25 protein-coding genes and 1 tRNA gene are annotated in these 21688 nt (G+C 47.7%); 10 read left to right on the top strand and 16 right to left on the bottom strand.

All coding sequences use genetic code 11. The features are described 5' to 3' along the window. Positions 1-54: 54 nt before the first annotated feature. Entirely contained in the window at positions 55-258 is a 204-nt protein-coding gene (locus FE839_RS10860; protein WP_040211062.1) for a helix-turn-helix transcriptional regulator, read from the top strand. A 968-nt stretch (positions 259-1226) separates the two neighbouring features. Here the strand turns inward: FE839_RS10860 and FE839_RS10855 are convergent. Both FE839_RS10855 and FE839_RS10850 read right to left on the bottom strand, forming a co-directional pair. Next, positions 1227-1889 (bottom strand): COG3904 family protein, encoded by a 663-nt coding sequence (locus FE839_RS10855; protein WP_138360834.1) that lies wholly within the window; start codon positions 1887-1889, stop codon positions 1227-1229. A 75-nt stretch (positions 1890-1964) separates the two neighbouring features. Next, complete coding sequence (locus FE839_RS10850; protein ID WP_138360833.1) at positions 1965-2213, bottom strand: hypothetical protein; 249 nt, start codon at positions 2211-2213, stop codon at positions 1965-1967. Between the two features lie 636 nt (positions 2214-2849). Here FE839_RS10850 and FE839_RS10845 point away from each other — a divergent pair. From FE839_RS10845 to FE839_RS10830, 5 genes are read left to right on the top strand one after another with little or no spacing between them, the layout of a single operon-like run. Then, complete coding sequence (locus FE839_RS10845) at positions 2850-3248, top strand: hypothetical protein (RefSeq protein ID WP_138360832.1); 399 nt, start codon at positions 2850-2852, stop codon at positions 3246-3248. Further along, positions 3245-3421 (top strand): hypothetical protein, encoded by a 177-nt coding sequence (locus FE839_RS24665; protein ID WP_171034863.1) that lies wholly within the window; start codon positions 3245-3247, stop codon positions 3419-3421. The genes FE839_RS10845 and FE839_RS24665 overlap by 4 nt, the downstream gene beginning before the upstream one ends. Further along, positions 3418-3714, top strand: a complete 297-nt coding sequence (locus tag FE839_RS10840; protein WP_138360831.1) for a hypothetical protein — start codon at positions 3418-3420, stop codon at positions 3712-3714. The genes FE839_RS24665 and FE839_RS10840 overlap by 4 nt, the downstream gene beginning before the upstream one ends. Beyond that, a complete protein-coding gene (locus FE839_RS10835) occupies positions 3684-4061 on the top strand; it encodes a plasmid mobilization protein (RefSeq protein WP_138360830.1) in 378 nt (125 codons plus the stop codon). The genes FE839_RS10840 and FE839_RS10835 overlap by 31 nt, the downstream gene beginning before the upstream one ends. Continuing rightward, positions 4051-5544 (top strand): relaxase/mobilization nuclease domain-containing protein, encoded by a 1494-nt coding sequence (locus FE839_RS10830; RefSeq protein WP_138360829.1) that lies wholly within the window; start codon positions 4051-4053, stop codon positions 5542-5544. Before FE839_RS10835 ends, FE839_RS10830 begins: the two co-directional genes overlap by 11 nt. A 35-nt stretch (positions 5545-5579) precedes the next feature. Here FE839_RS10830 and FE839_RS10825 read toward each other — a convergent pair whose 3' ends face one another. The 3 genes from FE839_RS10825 to FE839_RS10815 form a co-directional block, all read right to left on the bottom strand. Further along, entirely contained in the window at positions 5580-6854 is a 1275-nt protein-coding gene (locus FE839_RS10825; protein WP_138360828.1) for a tyrosine-type recombinase/integrase, read from the bottom strand. Positions 6855-7030: 176 nt separating this feature from the next. Next, a tRNA-Phe gene (locus tag FE839_RS10820) sits at positions 7031-7106 on the bottom strand. 105 nt (positions 7107-7211) lie between these two features. Further along, entirely contained in the window at positions 7212-7928 is a 717-nt protein-coding gene (locus FE839_RS10815; protein ID WP_138360827.1) for a DUF554 domain-containing protein, read from the bottom strand. Between the two features lie 436 nt (positions 7929-8364). On the opposite strand from FE839_RS10815, the gene FE839_RS10810 reads away from it, so the two are divergent. Then, complete coding sequence (locus FE839_RS10810; protein ID WP_138360826.1) at positions 8365-10500, top strand: ornithine decarboxylase; 2136 nt, start codon at positions 8365-8367, stop codon at positions 10498-10500. A 179-nt stretch (positions 10501-10679) separates the two neighbouring features. Here FE839_RS10810 and mltC read toward each other — a convergent pair whose 3' ends face one another. The 3 genes from mltC to mutY are packed head-to-tail and all read right to left on the bottom strand — an operon-like array spanning position 10680 to position 13173. Beyond that, positions 10680-11762, bottom strand: a complete 1083-nt coding sequence (gene mltC / locus FE839_RS10805) for a membrane-bound lytic murein transglycosylase MltC (protein WP_138360844.1) — start codon at positions 11760-11762, stop codon at positions 10680-10682. 52 nt (positions 11763-11814) lie between these two features. Then, entirely contained in the window at positions 11815-12087 is a 273-nt protein-coding gene (locus FE839_RS10800) for an oxidative damage protection protein (protein WP_138360825.1), read from the bottom strand. Positions 12088-12114: 27 nt separating this feature from the next. Further along, positions 12115-13173 carry an A/G-specific adenine glycosylase gene (gene mutY / locus FE839_RS10795; RefSeq protein ID WP_138360824.1) on the bottom strand — a complete coding sequence of 353 codons (1059 nt, stop codon included), beginning with the start codon at positions 13171-13173 and terminating at the stop codon, positions 12115-12117. A 136-nt stretch (positions 13174-13309) separates the two neighbouring features. On the opposite strand from mutY, the gene trmB reads away from it, so the two are divergent. The 3 genes from trmB to FE839_RS10780 are packed head-to-tail and all read left to right on the top strand — an operon-like array spanning position 13310 to position 15125. After that, entirely contained in the window at positions 13310-14029 is a 720-nt protein-coding gene (gene trmB / locus FE839_RS10790) for a tRNA (guanosine(46)-N7)-methyltransferase TrmB (protein ID WP_138360823.1), read from the top strand. Further along, positions 14029-14355 carry a YggL family protein gene (locus FE839_RS10785; RefSeq protein WP_138360822.1) on the top strand — a complete coding sequence of 109 codons (327 nt, stop codon included), beginning with the start codon at positions 14029-14031 and terminating at the stop codon, positions 14353-14355. The genes trmB and FE839_RS10785 overlap by 1 nt, the downstream gene beginning before the upstream one ends. 50 nt (positions 14356-14405) lie before the next feature. Then, a complete protein-coding gene (locus FE839_RS10780) occupies positions 14406-15125 on the top strand; it encodes a YggN family protein (RefSeq protein ID WP_138360821.1) in 720 nt (239 codons plus the stop codon). Between the two features lie 105 nt (positions 15126-15230). Here the strand turns inward: FE839_RS10780 and FE839_RS10775 are convergent, their stop codons facing one another. The 8 genes from FE839_RS10775 to FE839_RS10740 form a co-directional block, all read right to left on the bottom strand. Next, positions 15231-16532: a TRAP transporter large permease gene (locus tag FE839_RS10775; RefSeq protein WP_138360820.1), complete on the bottom strand. Its 1302-nt coding sequence runs from the start codon at positions 16530-16532 to the stop codon at positions 15231-15233. Further along, complete coding sequence (locus tag FE839_RS10770) at positions 16532-17035, bottom strand: TRAP transporter small permease (protein ID WP_138360843.1); 504 nt, start codon at positions 17033-17035, stop codon at positions 16532-16534. Before FE839_RS10770 ends, FE839_RS10775 begins: the two co-directional genes overlap by 1 nt. 47 nt (positions 17036-17082) lie before the next feature. Next, complete coding sequence (locus FE839_RS10765; protein ID WP_138360819.1) at positions 17083-18069, bottom strand: TRAP transporter substrate-binding protein; 987 nt, start codon at positions 18067-18069, stop codon at positions 17083-17085. 305 nt (positions 18070-18374) lie between these two features. Next, positions 18375-19511: a radical SAM family heme chaperone HemW gene (hemW, locus tag FE839_RS10760; RefSeq protein WP_138360818.1), complete on the bottom strand. Its 1137-nt coding sequence runs from the start codon at positions 19509-19511 to the stop codon at positions 18375-18377. Next, positions 19504-20097, bottom strand: coding sequence for an XTP/dITP diphosphatase (locus FE839_RS10755; RefSeq protein ID WP_138360817.1), 594 nt, complete (start codon positions 20095-20097; stop codon positions 19504-19506). Before FE839_RS10755 ends, hemW begins: the two co-directional genes overlap by 8 nt. Before the next feature lie 12 nt (positions 20098-20109). Further along, positions 20110-20400: a DUF167 family protein YggU gene (yggU, locus tag FE839_RS10750; protein WP_138360816.1), complete on the bottom strand. Its 291-nt coding sequence runs from the start codon at positions 20398-20400 to the stop codon at positions 20110-20112. Next, the gene (locus tag FE839_RS10745) at positions 20397-20963 is read right to left on the bottom strand and encodes a YggT family protein (RefSeq protein WP_138360815.1); all 567 of its coding nucleotides are present in this window, start codon (positions 20961-20963) and stop codon (positions 20397-20399) included. Before FE839_RS10745 ends, yggU begins: the two co-directional genes overlap by 4 nt. A gap of 17 nt (positions 20964-20980) precedes the next feature. Then, a complete protein-coding gene (locus FE839_RS10740; RefSeq protein ID WP_138360814.1) occupies positions 20981-21685 on the bottom strand; it encodes a YggS family pyridoxal phosphate-dependent enzyme in 705 nt (234 codons plus the stop codon). Positions 21686-21688: the final 3 nt, after the last annotated feature.

The raw sequence follows: 21688 nt of genomic DNA, 5'->3' as shown, positions 1-21688 counted from the left end.
GTCATAAGCGATATTCGAATAATACACTCCATCAAAACAACAATGGAGAAATATATGAAAGAAAAAACAAAACTGATCCGCATTTCTGAAGTAATCGACCGTACCGGATTTTGCAGGGCTTGGATTTATCGACTGATTAAAAATAATAGTTTCCCATCACCTGTAAAAACTGGTGAACGGTCTATCGCATTCATTGAAAGTGAAGTTGATGCGTGGATTGATGAAAAGATTTTTTATTCGCGTAATCAAGCTGCGTAAAAACCATTACTATATACTATTTATATGATTACACCGCTTCCAGTGTAAACGTCTCAAAATCGCATACAGAGCGTTTTAAGGCAATATATGAAAAGCATTATACATTTAAAATAAAAGGCTGGATTTTTATCTGGCCTTTTTTATTTATTGGTTTTGTCTAATTGATCATGGTGCTAAAAATATTATTGATTCATACTTGACAGGTAATATATAGAGATCTATAAAGAATGAAGATACAAAAAAAGCCAGATTATCAATCTGACTTTTTAAGGACTAAAAAAGTTTTCGCTGACTTTTTTAAGTCTTGTAATCAGTTATACGAGAACGTGATTACAAATATAAATAAAGTATTATCTAATCAACTTATATTTGTCAAATCTAAATCCCAACTTTTTACAAGTCTTTTAAATACCATTTCCAGAATCCTTTTTAATCCTCAAAAGCAATAACGTTAAAACCTGCTGTATCAGGTATAAGAATGAAGGTTCCTCAAGTGATTGGCGGTTCTTATGTTATTGTGGCAGTGCCGGATGATACGTAGCTGCCAACCTGAATCGCAATACCTAAAGTTTTTTAGAACATTAGTTTAGTATAGCTTCTTTAGTAAAACGAGAAGTGTTTTAAAATAACAATGGTATTGTTTGCGTGGGTCGTGGGGGAAGTATCAGAATGGAAACGTTCTGAATATTTTCAAGACGCAATGAGCATCTTCTATCTTTCCATTTTTGGCGTGGGGGGTAGGGGGGGAATGCTTAAAGAAAAACTAAGTTTTCCTGACGGAAAACTACTACGACTGAAAGTCGCCATCTAAAAACCCCAGAACCTAATCTAATAAAATTCTAGTACTACTAGTACAAAAAAATTAAATAAAAATATTTTCATTAAATTAATAATTGATTGAAAAGAAGTCGGGAGGATCCCAACTTCTTTTTTATTTTAATATAGGTTTAACCGATCGAATAATATTGTTATTTATTTAGATAGTTATTGGATAACAAGTATTGATTGAAAACAGGATCTATACCAAAAAGCCCAAACTCCTGTAATTTATCAATATCAAGAATCTCCAGTTTTGATGATGGTACCCTTAACATAGCATCCATTACGGATCCTGAAACTCTCATTTCATTGAGATAATCCCTTATGGATTTTTCGGTAGCGGCATAGATTTTCTCTTCTTGTTCATAGTCAGCATTTGGCTTTTGAGAACTCATACTATAAAACGAATGGATTCCAACGTCTCCAAAGGGAAATCGGCCTACACCACCTGCAAGTAATAAAACACATGATGAATAGCAATGTGAATCCATTGGGATAAGAACTTGAATTCGGTTTTTACGAAGAATTCTACCTATACGTAATGCTTCCTCAACATCACCACCATTAGAGCTAATTTGAATAATACCTATTCTTGTCGATGGTTCTAATTTGGCAAGTTTACCAATATAGTCATCCAATCGATTTGCATCACCTTTGATTATATCACCAGTGTAAACATGCATTGTGCAAATTTTATACCCTAATAACGGGCAGAAAGATCCATCTTTTTGAAAATCCCAATTGATATGTTCTAAAGCATGTGTGTTGAATGAAAATAAGATCATCAAGCAAATAAAGAGTATATTCTTCATAAATGCCTTCTTCGCTTTTATATTATCTGCCGACTATTTAATTTTATAAAAAAAGGTTTGTTTATGACATCCATATCAATATCTACCTTTTTTTAATTGTCGTACATATGGATCGTCGTCTCTGCCATATCCTCCAAAATCAGGACGCTGAGGGAAAAACCATTTTTCACCATTCCAGTCAACATCACGGGTAGTTGGTTTAACTTTATTAAAAACGACCTTACAAACTCCGAATGGTGAATTCTTAGGATAGACTCTCATGACTACGCAAGCACAGCCTGCTACATCTATCCAGTCTGATGGGATAATTTCAGGATGTTCCATTTTTTCTCCTGTTGATATCTTCTTAATGGTTAAGAAAAAATAGCATGGAGCTGGATGAATGTACAGTTTTAACTCTGTAAACATACGGCACATAACGCATTATGTTACCCACTTTCATAAGAAGGTACAACATAATGAAAAATAAAAAATCCGTTTTACATGGCGATGGCTCCCTACGTGAACCATCACCCATAACAAGTTTATTTATTCATTGCGTCTTCAAGCACTAAATCGGAACCCGCAAGGCGGGACCCCACGATTTAGCACTTGACGATTTGACCACCACAGTAAAATTTACGCACGGCTACCAACAGACAATATATTATTTACCCTATCTTTTATTTGCTTTTTATTCGGCGTGCAGTGTATTTATTTATGTAGCCGCTATTGACTAGATCTTATTATCGGTTATTTATTTAAATATAGGTTGAGTTCAGCTTTATTTTTAGCTTTTCGGAAACTGAGGCAAGGTGTAATCCCGTAGCCGGTATTTACCCAATCCTTCGGATTGCCCTATCTCGCTTTGCTCGTAGGGTTGAAAAAGATCTACCTTTCCGCTTATTTCCCCTATCAAGGGGAAGCGGTAAAACCCGGTAGTTTTACATTGGATATTATAACTATATAGGAGCATTTAATATGCATGAAGATTTTGAAAATTTCGATAGTAGGTTAGCTGTATATACAGATAAAGATTACTTCTTAGAAAGTAATGCTTTTTATTTAAATGATGAACAATATAAAAAAGCATTAAAGATGTATTTTGATTTAAAATACATTTACCATGATGAGCACAAAGCTATTAATGCATTAAGTGATATTTTATATCAAAGATGCTTTTTTCACATACAAGCGAACGCAGAGTTAGATGTTAATAGAGATAGTCTTTTTGATGTATATACGGATTATTTTGTAGAGCAAGGAATAATCAAGAGGATATATGATTTCATATGTAATAACGATACTGATGAACAATATACCGAACTTAATTTAATCTATTCTGATATGTCTAATAAATACAGTGGAGAAATATTATGATGATCGTATCGGTGGGAATGATGCTTCTTTGTATTCTTTTAGGGGCGTTTATGATCCGTAGTTGTATGGGTAAGACAAACACATCAAGCGAAGCAAAGCAAGCAATATCAGATGTTAGAAAAATGATAGATAAAAAAGCCCTTATAAAATATAAAAGGAGCAATAGAATATGATTGATGATGACATAGGAAAACAAATGAGTTTAAAAATGAAGTTTGAGTTATTAGCCAGATTTTTTTACTACATAGAACAAGATAAAGATATACCTTTTAGTGAAATAAATAGTGATGAACAAAGACTATGTTATTTCGTGGCTCATAGGTATATACAAGAAAATAAAGCTGATGATCTTCTAAAATCGTTGATTGATGAAAATGATGAAGACTATATAAAAGCTATAAGAGATTATATGTTTACTACAGGGGGTAATAAAATATGGATACAGACAGAAAAAGAGGACGTATAGAATTAAATCACGAAGAACGCAGAGATATATCTATACAGTTCAGAGTAAACAAAGCAGAGTTTGAATATTTAAAATCATTAGTTGAAGCCTCCGGCCTTGAAAGAGGTCATTACATTAGAAAAGAGATTTTAAACTCTAAACCCGTTATAAAAAGAAAAATGCCAGAACTTAACCAGAAGACTTATATACAGCTTTCATCATTAGGGAATAACTTAAATCAAGTAGCAAAAAAATTAAACTCAAATAATGATTTTGATAATATCAAAGTCTCTGAAACAAACTTTTTGATAAAGCAGGTAAGTAAAAGGCTGTTGGAAATACAGAAGGATCTAAACTATGAAGGGTAATGTAGGGAAGCATGGGAAATCATTTAAAAACAGAGTTAAGTATATATTAAAAGATGATCATGATTTCATATGTAGCAATATGTCAGCAGATAAAAATAATGTTAGTGATTTAACTGATGAGTTTAAAGCAGTAGGGAAATTTAGAACAGATATTAAAAAACCAGTCTTTCACGCATTTTTATCCTTGCCTGATACTGAGCATTTAACGGCTGAAAAATGGGAAGAGATAGCGAAAGATTATTTGAAAGAAATCAATATTGATATTGAAAAACATCAATATATTTGTGTGCGCCATAATGATAATGATAATGATAATGATAATGGTAAAGACCATATTCACATTGTAGTTAATCGTGTTGGCGTTGATGGTTCAGTCTGGCATGGTCAGCACTCAGCATTTAATACAATAGCAGCTTGTGAACGTTTAGAGAAAAGGCACGGCTTAACTATTACGCAGGGGCTTAAAGGTCAAAAATCAGATGTATCAGCTCCTACGAAAAACGAAATTGAGCAGGCATTAAGGAAAGGTGAGAAACCAGCGCGTATAGTGCTTCAGAACGCGCTACAGGCAGCTATGTTGGGTAAACCAGATCTGCAGACTTTTATAGACAGAATGCAGGCCGTAGGCATTGAACCTCAGTTCAATGTTGCCAGCACTGGCAACGTGGCGGGGGTTTCATTCAGTGTAAATGACATAGCATTTAAGGGATCTTCATTAGGTAAAAAATTTAGCTGGAACACTATTAAAACAAAGGTGAAATATGACAAAAATAGAGATGATGAACTCGTTAGAAGATTCGCAGCAAGAAAAACAGATGACGAAAATAGTATTAGACGATCACTTGTTGAACCAAATATCAATGACGATAGAACCATTATCAGAAACGATGATGATATTATCGGAGTCAGTCAGCACAGCATTAAATCAGACGCAACAGACACTAACAAGAGTGAACAACTCATTAGAAGCAACCACAACAGCTTTAAACTCAGCGAAAAATACAATAGACCAACAAGCCCAAAAGTTAGAAGAGCAACACATAAAGCTGCACAAATACTCAACAGAGTTAAAAAACAATACAATAAAGAACCAATCAAAACTTATACTAAAAGTAGCTTTAATCGTGGGAGCAATACATTTAGTGGCAGTTCTATCAGTAGGATACTTGATCATGCAGAAACAGCCACAACAGCCACAAATAAATTTAGACTCAAGAGCGGTAGCCGTTTCAATAGTAGAGCAACTAAGATCGAAGAGATAAGAGATAGACTTGGAATAAAAAAACCAGTTATTCAGCCAAAAAACAAAGAAAAAATAGTTAAAGAAGAAATAAAGAAAAAGCCGTTAGGGTTGAGTATGGATGAAAATAGATTTAAATCGAAGTTAAAAGAAGCTCTTAAGAAAGAAAAGCCAAAAAATGAAACAACACCACAGCAGGAAGACGAGCAGAATTTAAAACCAAGAAGTTTTAAACCACGATAAAAGAGGCTTTAAGCCTCTTTTATTGTTTTAGGTAATCAGTTATTTATTCTGGCGAAATCAAACGGCATAATATGCCTTTCTTTGTTTGCGTCCAAATAATCAGCCCACCATTGAAGCATAAGCCTGCGTTGCGTAATATGCTGTGCTATGTGAGTATAAGCAGCACGGACATTATTTTGCTCCTTGTGGCTCATTTGTCTTTCTATAGCATCCTCAGTCCATATTCCAGACTCTACCAATGAACTACAGGCCATAGCACGAAAACCATGACCGCATATATCTTTTTGGGTGTCATACCCCACCTGACGTAAAGCTTTATTAATGGTGTTTTCGCTCATGGGCTTACAATAATCGTGGCAACCAATAAAAATTAATCCTTCACCGTCAGCTATATCATAGCTGATCTCTTTTAGTTCTTTTAATATTTCAATGGATTGGTGGCTCAAAGGTACATAATGTGGTATACGCATTTTAGAACCACGCTCGGAAAATCTAACGTTCTCGATCTCGTCCCTTTCCGGTGGAATAACCCATAGAGCATTTTTAAAGTCGATTTCCGGCCATCTGGCAAAGCGTAGTTCACTCGATCGAATGAAAACTAATAAAGTGAGCTTTAAAGCTAATACAGTTAACCTGCGGCCTTTATAAGCATCAATACGGCTTAATAAGTCTGGTATTTGATCAAGTTTAAGAGCCGGATAATGTTTGCGTTTCGGTGGGGTCAGGGTTCCATCAAGTTGATCCGCCGGGTTGTGTTCAATCATATCTTCTTGGACAGCATAACGCATAATAGCCGTAATACGCTGTTTTAAACGTGAAGCGGTTTCGTGTTGGCCTTTAGCCTCAATTTTACGTAAGGGTAAAAGCAGATCACGAGTTTTTATCGTCTTAACATCACGTGAACCTATGGCAGGGAAAAGATGATTGATGAGACTGTTTAAAATGCGCTCACTGTGTTTCGGTATCCACCTCTCAGCAACAGACATTTTTTTGTGCCATTCACGCGCTACAGCTTCAAACGTAAAATAACCGCTCTCCTGAGCCTTTACAGCCTGTTTTTTTTCAGAGGGGTCTACACCTGCGGCAATCATCGCTCTGGCCTCATCACGCTTTGTACGAGCTTCTGCGAGGGATACGGAGGGATAGACACCAATTGCATAGGTTTTTTGCTTACCGTCGAACCGGTATTGCATACGCCAATACTTTGAACCGTTAGGATGAAGGAGAAGATACATACCTGCACCATCAGTGAGCTTGATCTTCTTTTCTGGGGTTTTTGCGTTTTTAATCTGAATGTCAGTCAGAGCCATCGTTGAGCCTCCATTGATGGTACAAAACTCATCGAACTGGATGTGCCAGCAAATATACCATCAAAACAGTATAGCTGTAGGTAGATTTCAGTAGATGAGAGTAGACAACGAGATGGGGTAACTAACTGATTTTAGAAAGCAAAACGGACGTCAGTAGACGTCCGTTTCTAAATGAGTGGTGCCCGGACTCGGAATCGAACCAAGGACACGGGGATTTTCAATCCCCTGCTCTACCGACTGAGCTATCCGGGCAACGGGGCGCATTAAACCTGATTCGCCGCACCTCGTCAACGAAATTTATCTATTTTGTAGCAGACTGAACAATCTATCATCACATTGAATCCAAAGCACGCATCATCAGGCGAATAATGCTGTCCAGGCGACGGAAATCGGCATTGCCAGCACCAGCGCGGGCAGCATATTCACCACTGCGAACATTTTAATCCCGCAGATACGCAAACCTGTCGCGAGCAGCAACATTCCCCCGACGGCGGTGAAATCCGCCATCATCATCGGTGTGGTCAGCGGCATAATCAATGACGCGCAGGTCGCCAGCGCTAACTGAATCAGCAGCATCGGTACGCAAATGGCGGAAACGGCCATTCCCAGGGTGCAGGCGAAAATGATGGCAGTAAAGAAGTCAAGAAACGCCTTAGCAATAAGGATGCTGGGGTCGCCGGTCATCCCTTCGCGCATCGCGCCGAAAATCCCGGTGCCGCTGGCGCAAAATAGCACGATGATGGCGACATAACTTTGAATATAGGACTCGTGCGTCGACGCCTTTTTCTGCCCTTTTTGGCGCGTAAGCAACTGCTGTAGCTTGCTGACCAGCGTATTAATGCCCTTTTCCATATTGCACACTTCACCCAGCAACGCACCCACCAGCGTTGAAAGCACCATCACTGGTAGGTTAACGCACTTGTTGACCAGCAGAATCCCGATACCTAACGAGGCGAGACCAAAAATAGAGGTCATTGATGTACGAATCCGCTCTGGTAATCTCTGACTTAACAGTGCGCCAATCATGCCGCCCAAAAGGACTGCGCTGGCGTTAATAAATGGCCCTGTAATCAAAATACAACTCCTGTTAATGATTTCTAATGATGCGGTATTATGGCGCGATTATACAGTGAAGGCTCGCGCCTCTGTGGTATGACGGCATAGGTAATTCATCTTGCGCGACCCCTATAAAGGTGACATGATTGCGCGAATTTTCTCCCCTTAAGAGATAAGGCCGCCGGGATGATGACATCGCTATTACATCGCCGTTGCCGCTGCGTACAGATGCGCAGGTTGCCTCGTCTTGCTACCCTTACTTTTCATCCCCTATCCACCATGCGGTGAGCGTAACGCATGCTCACTGCAGGACAACAGTAAGAGCGGACACGGTCTGCTTTTACTGATGTCTGGCGGTCGGAGCTGGGATCCAGTCAGGCCCTGACATTTCGTTGGCCAGCGCGTAGATGCCTGGCCGAAGCCTTTTACTCTCCGGAAACGGGTATTCGCGCTCATGAAATCAATGCACATTGCCGCCAGCCACGAGCTGGTATCCCGCCTGTCCACCCATCGCCTCGTGGTGGCGCTGGACAGCACCGATTTTACCGATGTGGCGGCAGTCGTTATCACCACAGCAGACAGCCGCAGCGGCATCCTTTCGTTGTTAAAACGTACCGGCTTCAACCTGCCGGTCTACCTGTTCAGTGAAACTGAACACGAAAAACCGGAAGGCGTGGCGGGGATCATTCGCGGTAAAGAGCAGGAGTGGCTGGAACTGGAAACTGCGGCCTGTAACTATGAAGAGAATTTGCTGCCGCCTTTCTTCGATACTCTGACGCAGTATGTCGAAATGAATAATAGCACCTTTGCCTGCCCCGGCCATCAGCATGGCGCGTTTTTCAAGAAGCATCCGGCGGGGCGCCAGTTCTTCGACTTCTTTGGTGACAATCTCTTTCGCGCTGATATGTGCAATGCGGACGTTAAACTCGGCGATTTGCTGATCCATGAAGGTTCAGCCAAATACGCGCAGAAGTTCGCGGCGAAAGTCTTCAACGCTGATAAAACCTATTTCGTGCTTAACGGTACTTCAGCGGCGAACAAGGTAGTCACCAACGCATTACTGACCCGCGGCGATTTGGTGTTATTTGACCGTAACAACCATAAATCAAATCATCATGGCGCGTTGATCCAGGCCGGCGCGACACCGGTTTATCTTGAAGCATCGCGCAATCCGTTCGGTTTTATTGGCGGTATTGATGACCGCTGCTTCGATGAAAAGTACCTGCGTGATTTGATTCGTGAGGTGGCGCCGGAAAAAACCGATATGCCGCGGCCGTTCCGTCTGGCGGTGATTCAGCTCGGTACCTATGACGGTACAATTTACAATGCGCGGCAGGTGGTCGATAAGATTGGTCATCTGTGTGATTATATTCTGTTTGATTCCGCATGGGTCGGCTACGAACAATTTATCCCGATGATGGCTGACTGCTCGCCGTTGCTGCTGGATCTGACGCCGGAAGATCCCGGCATTTTTGTGACTCAATCGGTGCATAAACAGCAGGCCGGCTTCTCGCAAACCTCGCAGATCCATAAAAAAGACAATCACCTGCGCGGCCAGGCGCGTTTTTGCCCGCATAAGCGGCTGAATAGCGCTTTTATGCTGCATGCCTCAACCAGTCCATTTTATCCGCTCTTCGCAGCCCTGGACGTGAATGCCAAAATTCACGAAGGGGAGAGTGGGCGGCGCCTGTGGGCCGAGTGCGTGGCGCTGGGAATCGAGGCGCGTAAAGCGATTATCGCCAACTGTAAAATGATCCAGCCGTTTATTCCACCAGTGGTGGCAGGGCGTCCGTGGCAGGATCATCCCACCGAAGCCATCGCCCGCGAGCGGCGTTTCTTCAGCTTTGAGCCGGGGGCGCGCTGGCACGGTTTTGAAGGTTACGCCAGCGATCAATACTTCGTCGATCCCTGCAAACTGCTGCTCACCACACCAGGTATTGATGCGCAAAGCGGTGAATACACCGATTTCGGCATTCCGGCGACCATTCTGGCACACTACCTGCGTGAGAACGGTATTGTGCCGGAAAAATGCGATCTCAACTCAATTCTGTTCCTGCTGACGCCCGCCGAGAGCACAGAGAAGCTGGCGCAACTGGTGGCGATGCTTGGGCAATTTGAGCAACATATTGAGTCCGATAGCCCGCTGGCCGACGTGTTGCCGACCATCTATAACAAGTATCCGGTGCGCTATCGGGATTACACCATTCGCGAACTGTGTCAGGAGATGCATGACCTGTACGTGAGCTTTGACGTGAAGAGCCTGCAGAAAGAGATGTTCCGCAAGCAGAGTTTCCCGCGTGCGGTGATGAATCCCCAGGATGCCAACGGTGAGTTTATTCGCGGTAACGTTGAACTGGTGCGCTTAAGTGAAGCCGAGGGGCGGATTGCGGCGGAAGGCGCATTACCGTATCCACCGGGGGTGCTGTGCGTCGTACCCGGTGAAATCTGGGGCGGCGCGGTGCTGCGCTATTTCCTGGCGCTGGAGGAAGGCGTCAATATGCTGCCGGGCTTTTCGCCAGAGCTGCAGGGGGTTTACAGCGAAACGGATGCGGATGGTATCAAGCGGCTGTATGGGTATGTGCTGTGTTAACGCCGGATAAGCGCTGGTAACTCTGGCGGTTCCAGCAGAAGAAGGCGCTTGAGGAGACAAGGGCGCTCAGATTGCTGATAAAGTGCGTTGGTCGCCGCCGACGGAAATACGAGCACAATGTCTGATACAGGTTTGTCATCAGTCTCAACGCCCTTGAGGAGACAAGGGCGTTTGGGGGATTAATAACGACGATAGCCTTTTTGCGCGGTGTTGACCTTGTACAGATAGCGGCGCGACTCCGCGGAGGGATGACGGCTGGTGATGGTCTGATAAACATCGCCCGGCGTCATGGTATTGATGATATTCGCAGCCTGAGTCTTATCGCTGGAGAAGAGACGCAGCACGCTGCCCGCGCCGCCGTTATACGCGGTAATCACCGCATAACGGCGTGAAGTTGGGTTCTCAATACCGGCCAGATAGACGTTGTTTAGCATCGCCAGATAAGCCGTGCCGGTGTTGATGTTATTGACCGGGTCGAACAGATAGCTGCGGCTCGGCAGGCCTGATTTCCCCTGCGAACGGAACACGTCCTTACCGGCGCTGTGCTGAACCACCTGCATCAGCCCCAGGGCGTCGGCATGGCTGACCGCATAGGGGTTAAAGGAGGATTCGGTTTGCATAATCGCCAGAATAAGCGACTCATCAACACCATATTTCTGTGATGCCTGGCGCACTATCCCAAGGTATTTATGCGCGCGTTTGTCCAGGTGGTTCGGCACCAGGTTAATGGTGATGCTGTAGATCATCCGTGGGCCATTCCTGCGGCTTTTCAGGCGGTTTTGCAGTAAATAGTCGGCAAAGCGCGAGGCGCGCCACTCCCAGCGAATTGACTCGCCGGTGTTATCCACCACCTGACCATAAAGAAACGGCTCTTTCGAAATCTGAATATCATCAATGTCGGAATAGAGGTCGATGGAGTTAGGATCGTCGCCCATCAGCAGGGTTTTAACGATCGCCTGGCGCAGACGACCCGCCGGGTCGGTACCGGCAATGGTTTCGACGGTAATGGTCCCTTTATCAAAGTTAATGTGGCTGCGGGTTTGATACTGGTCGGTGTATTTAACGTAGTCTTTCGGCCCGGCCAGTAGCACTTCGTTATAACCCCAAATGTTCTCGATGTTATGGGCGAACTGACCAACCAGGATATCGAAGCCGTTGGTGTCCTTCACCCACGCCTCGTTATACCCGGTGTCTTTTTTTGGCGAACTGGAACACGAAACGAGCAGGGGCGCAATCAGCGCTAGCGCTAAGTATTTTTTCATCATTCCGGGAGTGCAAGTTGTGTTTGTGTGAGAAAGGGCCTGCAGGCCCTTATTATTTTTCTGGCGGCGTATAGCCTTCGATGTGTACGTCTTTACCTTCGAACAGGAACTTGACCATCTCCTGCTCCAGCAGTTTGCGGTGCTCCGGATTCATCATGCTGAGTTTTTTCTCGTTGATCAGCATGGTCTGCTTATGCTGCCATTGTGCCCAGGCTTCTTTGGAGATTTCGTTATAGATACGTTTGCCAATCTCGCCCGGATACAGCTGGAAATCCTGACCATCGGCTTCGCGCTGCAGGAAAGTACAAAAAATCGTTCTGCTCATTATTAATCCTCTTTAATCGCCAGAGAGCTAAACCGGTGCCCCGGCCTTCAACTGTTGCAACAGGCGCTCCACGGGGGCCGCCAGGCCGACGGATGGCGGCTGCGCTAAGTTATACCAGAGTGCGTTCCCTTCATCCATGCATGTGCTGGATGAATGTACTGTAAGCCACATCGGCACAATATCCAGATGGAAATGGCTGAAAGTGTGGCGGAACGCGGTTAATTGCGTCAGATTATCTGCCTTAATCTGACGTTGCGCCAGCCACTCACGCAGTGCATCTTCATCCTCAAACTGCGGGAAGCAGAACAATCCTCCCCACAGACCCACCGGTGGACGCTGAGAGAGATATACCTCATCGCCGTGCTGCATTAGCAGAAAATAACCGGTACGTTCCGGAAGCGTCTGTTTCGGTTTTTTCCCAGGATATTGAGTCCATGAATGATTTGCGTAGGCCAGGCAGCCGTTATTCAATGGACAAAGCTCGCATTTTGGCTTTGAGCGGGTACATACCATCGCGCCGAGATCCATCATCGCCTGGTTAAAACGTTCCACACCTTTGGCTGGCGTGACTTCATTACTGATATCCCACAGCCGCTTCTCAACCTCTTTTTTCCCCGGCCAGCCGCTGACAGCATAGCAGCGTGCGAGCACGCGTTTCACATTACCATCAAGAATCGGATAATGCTGACCGAGGGAAAGGGACAAAATCGCCCCTGCGGTGGAGCGTCCAACGCCGGGCAATGCGGAGACCTCATCAAAAGTTTGCGGGAATTCGCCGCCATGCAGCGTTGCGACCTGCTGCGCCGCTTTATGCAAATTGCGCGCGCGGGCGTAATAGCCCAGCCCGGTCCACAGATGCAGGACCTCATCAAGAGGCGCGTTAGCCAGGTCGTTAACCGTTGGAAAACGTGCCATAAAGCGGTCGAAATAGGGGATGACCGTCGCCACTTGCGTTTGTTGCAACATCACCTCGGAGAGCCATACTTTGTAAGGCGTCTTGCCGATTTGCCAGGGCAGGGTTTTACGCCCGTATTTGTCGTACCAGTCCAGTACCTGGGCTGAAAATTGCGCGGCGAGAAAAGTCAAAGCTACAGCTCCGGGATTGCGATTATAAGGTGGCAGATTGCAGCACAAGGGCGAGAGACTGTAAACCCTTGCATCCGCCGGGTAACTTTGGATAATGCCCGTTTTCCGAACACTCTCACAAGCAGACTTAACTTTTATGAAAAACGACGTCATATCCCCGGAATTCGATGAAAACGGTCGCCCGCTGCGCCGTATTCGCAGCTTCGTCCGTCGTCAGGGGCGCCTGACGAAGGGTCAGCAGCATGCGCTGGATAACATTTGGCCGGTGATGGGCGTTGAATTCAACGATGCGCCGCTCGATTTCGCCGCCCTGTTTGGCCGTGAAGCGCCGGTCACCCTGGAGATCGGTTTCGGTATGGGCGCTTCGCTGGTGGCCATGGCGAAGGCGAAACCGGAACAGAATTTTCTCGGCATAGAAGTGCATTCACCGGGCGTTGGCGCCTGCCTGGCTTCCGCCGAAGAAGAGGGTGTGCAAAACCTGCGCGTCATGTGTCACGATGCGGTTGAAGTCCTGCATACGATGATCCCGGATAACGCCCTGAATATGGTGCAGCTGTTTTTTCCCGATCCATGGCACAAAGCGCGGCATAATAAGCGGCGTATCGTTCAGCCGCCTTTTGCCGAACTGGTAAAAAGTAAGCTGAAACTGGGCGGTGTTTTCCACATGGCGACCGACTGGGCGCAATATGCCGAACATATGCTGGCAGTGATGTCTTCACTTGAGGGATACCGTAATCTGTCTGAGAACAACGACTATGTACCGCGCCCGGCATCACGTCCGGTAACCAAATTTGAACAGCGTGGTCATCGTCTTGGCCACGGCGTATGGGACTTAATGTTCGAGAGGGTGAAATAATGGCAACGAATCGTAGCCGTCGTCTGCGTAAAAAAATGCATATCGACGAGTTTCAGGAAGTGGGTTTTTCCGTGGCGTGGCGCTTTGCGGAAGGGACAAGCGAAGAGCAGATCGACCAGACCGTTAACGATCTGATTGATCAAGTGATTGAGCCCAATAAGCTGGCTTTTGACGGCAGCGGCTATCTCTCCTGGGAAGGTTTAATCTGCATGCAGGAAATCGGCAAATGTACCGAGGAGCATCAGACCCTTGTACGTCAGTGGCTGGAGGCGCGCGGCCTTGCCGATGTTCGCACCAGCGAACTTTTTGATATCTGGTGGGACTAAGTTTGACAAGGGTCGGCAACTGCCGGCCCGTTTTGTCTTAAGGGAGTAAAATGATGCGCAAAACGCTGTTGGCCGTGGCGCTTTCCGTCACCGCTTTGTCCGCGCATGCGGACTACCAGTGTAGCGTCACGCCGCGTGACGATGTCATCCTTAGCCCGCAGCAGGTGCAGGTGAAAGGCGAACACGGCGATCTGGTGATTAAACCGGACGGCAACTTGAGCTTTAACGGAAAAGCGTATTCCCTGAATGCCGCTCAGCGCGAGCAGGCTCAGGACTATCAGGCCAGCCTGCGCAGCAGTCTGCCGTGGATTGATGAAGGCGCACGTTCGCGGGTTGAAAAAAGCCGCGCCGCGCTGGATAAAATTATTACTGAACAGGTGGGCGCCAGCAGTAGCATGCATAGCCGCCTGACGAAGCTGGATGCGCAACTGAAAGCGCAGATGGGGCGTATTATTGAACATCGCAGCGACGGGCTGACTTTTCATTATAAAGCCATCGATCAGGTGCGCGCCGACGGCCAGCAACTGGTGAACCAGACCATGGGCGGCATCCTGCAGGACAGCATCAACGAGATGGGGGCGAAAGCGGTCCTAAAAGGCGGCGGTAACCCGCTGCAGGGGATCCTCGGCAGCCTGGGCGGCCTGCAAACGGCGATTCAGGAAGAGTGGAAAAACCAGGAGGCAGATTTCCAGCAGTTTGGTAAGGATGTCTGTAATCGCGTGGTTTCCCTGGAGGAGAGCCGCAAAGCGCTGGTGGGGTCGCTAAAATAATCTTTATTCCGCTACCTGCGCCTGCAGGTAGCAAAATCAGGTTCTGTGTTTATCCTTTCCGTTGTTGTCGGCTGCTGATAAAGCATCCTGAGTCATAGAAACAGGTTACATCAGCCCCAGTATCTGCGGAATAAACAGCGAGATCTGCGGAATATAGACAATCATCATCAGGGCAATCAGCAGGGCCGCGTAGAACGGCAATAGCGGCTTGATCAATTGCTGAATTTTAACGCCGGAAATCGAGCAGCCGACAAACAGCGCACTCCCCACTGGGGGCGTCAGCAGACCGATACACAGGTTAGCGACCATCATAATGCCGAAATGCACCGGATCCATACCTAAATCCTCGGCGATTGGCAGGAAGATTGGCGTGAAAATCAGCACCGCCGGAGTCATATCCATAAAGATCCCGACGATTAAGAGCACGATATTAATCAGTAGCAGAATCACCACCGGGTTTTCAGAAACCCCCATCAGCGCGTCGCTTATCATGTAGGGAATATCGGCATTGGTCATTGCCCACGACATGCCGACCGAGAAACCAATCAGCAGCAGCACGATAGAGGTCATCACCACGGATTCAAGAATCAGCTTTGGCAGATCCCGCCATTTCACTTCCCGATAAATGAGGACCGACAGGATAAAGGTATACACGACGGCAATAGCGGAGGCTTCTGTTGCCGTGAAGATGCCGCCGAGGATCCCGCCCATTACGATGACAACCAGCAGCAGGCTGGGCAACGCGTCGAAAAACGCTTTTACCGCCTGGGCGCAGGTCGGGCGTTCAGAGACCGGGTAGTTGCGACGCTTAGCAATGATGGCGCAGACAGTCATGATCGACAGGCCCATCAGAATGCCGGGCAGATAACCTGCCATAAATAGCGATGCGACCGAGACGCCGCCCGCCGTCAGCGAAAAGACGATCAGCACGTTTGATGGTGGAATTAACAGGCCCGTGATGCAGGATGAGACGTTAACCGCCGTAGAGAAGGCCGGGTCATAACCTTTTTGCGTCTGGATAGGATTCAGCGTTCCACCCACCGCAGCGGCAGCGGCGACAGCCGAACCTGAAATGGAGCCGAACATCATGTTCGCCAGCACGTTGACATGACCCAGAGAGCCCGGGACGCGCCCAACCATCACCTGCGCCAGATTAATTAAGCGTATAGCGATTCCACCGCTGTTCATTAGCGTACCGGCAAAGATAAAGAACGGGATAGCCAGCAGGGCGAAGTTATCCAGTCCGTTCGCCAGGCGCTGAGAAACGGTGATTGCCGCGATATCCCAGGGGAACATCATTAGCATCGAGCCCACGGTGGCGATACCAATAGAAAAGGAGATAGGTACGCCAATAAAGACCAGCACAAAGAAAGAACCGAACAGCGTCAGTGCAATATAGCTATCCATTAGTGTGCTCCCGCTTCAGCGTGCTTCATGTTTTTCAGACCGCTGCTAATAAAACATAACGCGTAAAACATCATGATGATGCCAGTTAGCGGCAGGATCAGATAAACATAACCCATCGGAATCTGCATTGCCGCTGAGACCTGGGCGGTTGACAGTGTTTTTTCAATCAGCTTCAGGCCGCCGGTGACGATCACTGATCCGGCAAAAATAAAGATCAGTAAATTAATGATTACGCTGAGAAATGCCTGTTTGCGGGGCGACAGCGTCATCGCAAGCAAATCGATAGCCAGATGACGCTGAGCGCCAACAGTGTAAGCTGCACCCAGCAGGCCGACCCAGATCATTAAAAAGCGGGCCAGTTCATCGGTCAGGGTACTTGGCGCGTTTAATACGTAACGACTGAATACCTGCCAGACGACGCAGACAACCAGCGCTACCATGACGGCGACAGAGAATGCGGCGATCGTGCGATCCACCGCCAGTTTTATGCGGTTAAGTATCATCATTGATTCCCCGATGAAAACGGGCCAGTTGCCGGCCCATTAAAGTTTTATTCGGCAGCAGCTTCAAATTTGGCCAGCAGAGCAGCCTGTTTCGGGTCTTTTTTGAAGTCATCAAACAGCGGCTGTACGGCCGCACGGAACGGCGCTTTATCGACTTTAACAATTTCGCCATCCATGGCTTTTGCCTCTGCGCGGGTGTCGGCATCGATCTTTTCCCACAGCTGTTGTTGATAAACTTCTGAGGATTTAGCCGCTTTGGTCAGGATTTGTTGCTGCTCTGGCGTGAGCTTGTCCCAGGTGCGACTGGAGATAACGAGGAAATCCGGGATTGAGGCATGTTCGTCTTCGGAGAAAACGTTAGCGATTTCGATATGGCGGGTCTGAACCCAGGAAGGAACGTTATTTTCCGCACCATCCACGACGCCCTGCTGCATGGCGGTATAGACTTCGCCAAAGGAGATGGGGGTTGGCGACCCTCCCATTAATTCAATCATCCTGAGCGTTGTCGGGCTGGCCTGGACGCGGATCTTCAGTCCTTTTAAATCTTCCGGTTTGGTGATGGGCTTTTTGGCATAAAAACTTCGTGTACCGGCAACATAAGCAGCAAGCGCAAAGAACCCTTTGTCTTTAGTGGACGCCATTATTTCCTTGCCCACTTCACCGAAGACAACTTTATTAAAATGCATCTGGTCTTTAAACAGAAACGGCAGGTTATAAATCGCGTAGATATTATCAAATGACTCCAGATCGCTGGCAGAACCTTTGGTCATATCCAGGGCGCCATTTTGTAATAGCTCCATGGTTTCTCGCGCGCTACCCATCTGGCTACTGGGGTAAATACGTATCTTCATATTACCGCCGGAAAGTTGGTTAACCTCTTTGGACATCTTTTCAAAAGCCTGATGAACAACGTGGCTGCGCTCAAGGTTATGCGCCAGTTTTAACGTAATTTTCTCCGCCGCGCCGGCACCTGAAGAGAGTAGGGCAAGCAGAGATACGCACGCCAGTGAACAAGGGAAAGAGAATTTTTTCATGAATCGGCTCCATGCACATAGGTTAATTGGTCAATATCTTGAGCATATTTCCTTCTTTCTGTATGACATGTTATCCTGGCTGTCTGACATCTTTAAGCTATCTGACTCACAAATTTTTTCAGTGACGCAATGAAATGCATGGTTTTGTGCTTAATCTCATATTTATTATTGGGTAAATAAGTTTGTTTCATTTTTTATTGTAAATTTCGCACGAATGATTCGAAAATAATAATATTGACGTATCGGAAAAAGCGAGCAATGAAATATCCCGCCCTATTTTTATCGCGGGATATAAATTAAAGGGATTATTCGTGAAGGAATAATTCGAGGAGAGAATTTAAAAACAGCTTACCGTGCCCGGTAATCTGCCAGCAGCGCTTATCTTCCGTCAGATAGCCCTGGGCAATCGCCGCATCAATCTGTGGGCGGATGGTGCGCTCATCAAGCCCGGTGTAGCGGCTGAATTGATCGCGCGGCGCCGCTTCCAGCAGGCGAAAACGGTTCATAAAAAACTCGAACGGTTTATCTTCAGCTTCCACATCATGCTGGCGTTCAAGGTAGCGACCTGCCATATAGCCACGCGGATGCCGGGTTTTTGCCGTCCGCAAAATCCGCCGGTCCGGGAAGGTCACTTTCCCGTGCGCGCCGCAGCCGATGCCCAGATAGTCGCCAAAGCGCCAGTAGTTCAGGTTATGCTGGCACTGATAACCCGGCTTAGCATAGGCGGAAGTTTCATATTGCTGGTAGCCCGCCGCGCTTAGCAGATGATGCCCCTGCTCGAAGATATCCCACAGGGCATCGTCATCCGGCAATACCGGCGGACGCGAGCCAAACAGGGTGTTGGGCTCAATGGTCAACTGATACCAGGAGAGATGCGGTGGGCTGAGCTCAATGGCCTGGCGCAGGTCGTCCAGCGCCTCCTCCAGCGACTGATCGGGCAGGCCGTGCATTAAATCAAGGTTAAAACTGCGCAGCCCCAGACTGCTTGCCAGGTTTGCCGCGCGTTTCGCCTCCTGCGGGCCATGAATGCGCCCGAGACGCTGGAGCTTCTGCTGGCTAAAGCTCTGGACGCCGATAGAGATACGGTTGATGCCCGCGCGCTGATACTCCACGAAACGATCCACTTCCACGGTACCAGGATTGGCTTCCATGGTGATTTCCGCATCGGCCGCCAGCGGCAGAGACTCGCGAACGCCATCAAGCAGGGTTTGCATTGCCGGGCCGGAGAGCAGGCTCGGCGTACCGCCGCCGATAAAAATCGTCCCAATTTCTCGCCCCTGCGCATAATGGGCGTCAGCCCGCAGATCGTTCAAAAGATGCTGAACGTAATCGTCGTGCGGCACGTCGCCTTTCAGCGCGTGCGAGTTAAAATCGCAGTACGGGCATTTTTGCACGCACCACGGGATGTGAATATAGAGGCTGAGAGGCGGCAAATTAGCCATTACGTAAGGCGTCCAGTAACAGTTTCAGCGCCCGCCCGCGGTGGGAAATCGCGCTTTTCTCTTCGCGGGTCAGTTCAGCTGCGGTTTTCCCTTCCGTCGGAACAAAGAAAATTGGGTCGTAGCCAAAGCCGCCGCTGCCTGCGGCTTCGCGTGCGATGATGCCGGGCCAACTGCCGTGGCAGACCAGCGGCGTCGGATCTTCCGCGTGGCGCAGATAAACCAGCACACAGTGGAATTTGGCCTGGCGTTTATCGTCCGGCACGTCCTTCAACGCAGCGAGTAACTTTTCCAGGTTCTGTTGGTCGGTCGCATCTTCGCCGGCATAGCGCGCGGAATAGATGCCAGGCGCGCCGCCCAGCGCATCGACGGCCAGCCCGGAGTCATCGGCGATGGCCGGCAGTCCGGTAACTTGCGAGGCATGGCGCGCTTTCAGAATGGCATTTTCAATAAACGTCAGACCGGTTTCCTCTGCGGAATCGACGCCCAGATCGGTCTGAGCGACGATATCGAGGCCAAAATCTGCCAGTAACGAGGCCAGCTCACGCACTTTTCCGGGATTGCCGGTGGCGAGAACAACTTTTTGCATAATCAATCCTGTTTATTCTGTCAGCGCGGCGATCCCGGCCGGGATCTGCTGCGGATGAATGATTTTTATCTGTTTGTGACGGCCCAGTTCGCCCTTCTCAATAACAATCTGGCTTTTCGCTACGCGAAACTGTTTGGCGAGGAATTTAACCAGATGGGCATTGGCCTGGCCGTCAACGGGGGGAGCGGTAATGGCGACTTTCAGCTCGTCGCCATGTAAACCAACGATGCTGTCTCGGCTGGCTTTAGGCTGAATATACAGCCGCAAAACCAGCCCGTCAGCGCGGACTTCAACGGCACTCATAGCGCCATCCACAGTCCCGGAAGCAGAATGTTGCCGGTAGCCTGCAACAGTTCGGCGATACCCATATTGATAATGTACAGCAGCAGAACCAGCACCATCGGGGAGAAATCAATCCCACCCATTGATGGCAGCATTCTGCGGATCGGGCGCAGCAGCGGGTCAGCCAGTTGCATAAGAACATATTCCACCGGGCTGCGGCCCTGGCTTACCCAGCTCATAATGGCCATCAGCAACAGCACCCAGAAAATCAGCGAGCCCACGGTTTTAATGAGGATCAGCAGCGCAGAAATCCAGATAATGGGCTGGAAAGTCACGACCATAAACAGGACGATGGCTTTCACGACGCAAAGAATAAATGCAACCAGCAGGGAGGCGCTATCGAGCGGCCCCATTGCCGGAATGATGCGGCGCAAGGGGCCAACGACAGGCTGCGTCGCTTTGACCACGAACTGCGAAAACGGATTATAAAAATCGCAGCGCGCCCACTGCATCCAGACGCGTAACAACACGACCATTGTATAAAGTTCAATGGCCGTTGAAAGCAGGAAAGTCAACGTCTTCATGGCGTTCCTCAGGTTCCTTATTTTTTGCTGTAGTCGCGTGCGCCGAAAATTGCGGTTCCGATGCGCACCATAGTGCTTCCCGCCGCGATAGCGGCTTCCATATCATCCGTCATCCCCAAAGACAGGGTATCGACGGTAGGGTAGTGCGCTTTTAGCCGGGCAAATGCTACCGCCATTTGTTGGGCGACGGCAAACTGCCTTACATATTCTGACTCTGGCGCCGGAATCGCCATTAAACCGCGCAGCCGCAGATTCGGCAGTTCAGCGATTTCCGCCGCCAGCGCGTCCAGTTCTTCAGGCGGAATGCCCGACTTGCTCTGCTCATCGCTAATGTTGATTTGAATCAGCACATTGAGAGGCAGCGCATGCGACGGACGCTGCTCGTTAAGGCGAACGGCGATTTTGAGGCGATCGACGGTATGGCACCAGTCAAAGTGCTCCGCCACCAGACGGCTTTTGTTGGACTGCAGCGGGCCAATAAAGTGCCACTGTAACCCGGTTACGCCAGTTTCCTGAAAATGGCGGATTTTCTCCACCCCTTCCTGAACATAGTTTTCGCCAAATGCAGTCTGACCTGCGGCTATCGCTTCTTCGATCGCGCTCGCCGGTTTTGTTTTACTCACTGCAAGCAACGTAACTTCTTCTGGAGCACGACCGCAGCGTACGGCGGCGGCGGAGATTTTGTCCCGGACCTGTGCCAGGTTATGCGCAATATCGTTCATATA

This window comes from Klebsiella indica (assembly GCF_005860775.1).
In the GTDB taxonomy this organism is placed as follows: domain Bacteria; phylum Pseudomonadota; class Gammaproteobacteria; order Enterobacterales; family Enterobacteriaceae; genus Klebsiella; species Klebsiella indica.
This window is presented reverse-complemented; position numbering and strand designations above follow the sequence as displayed.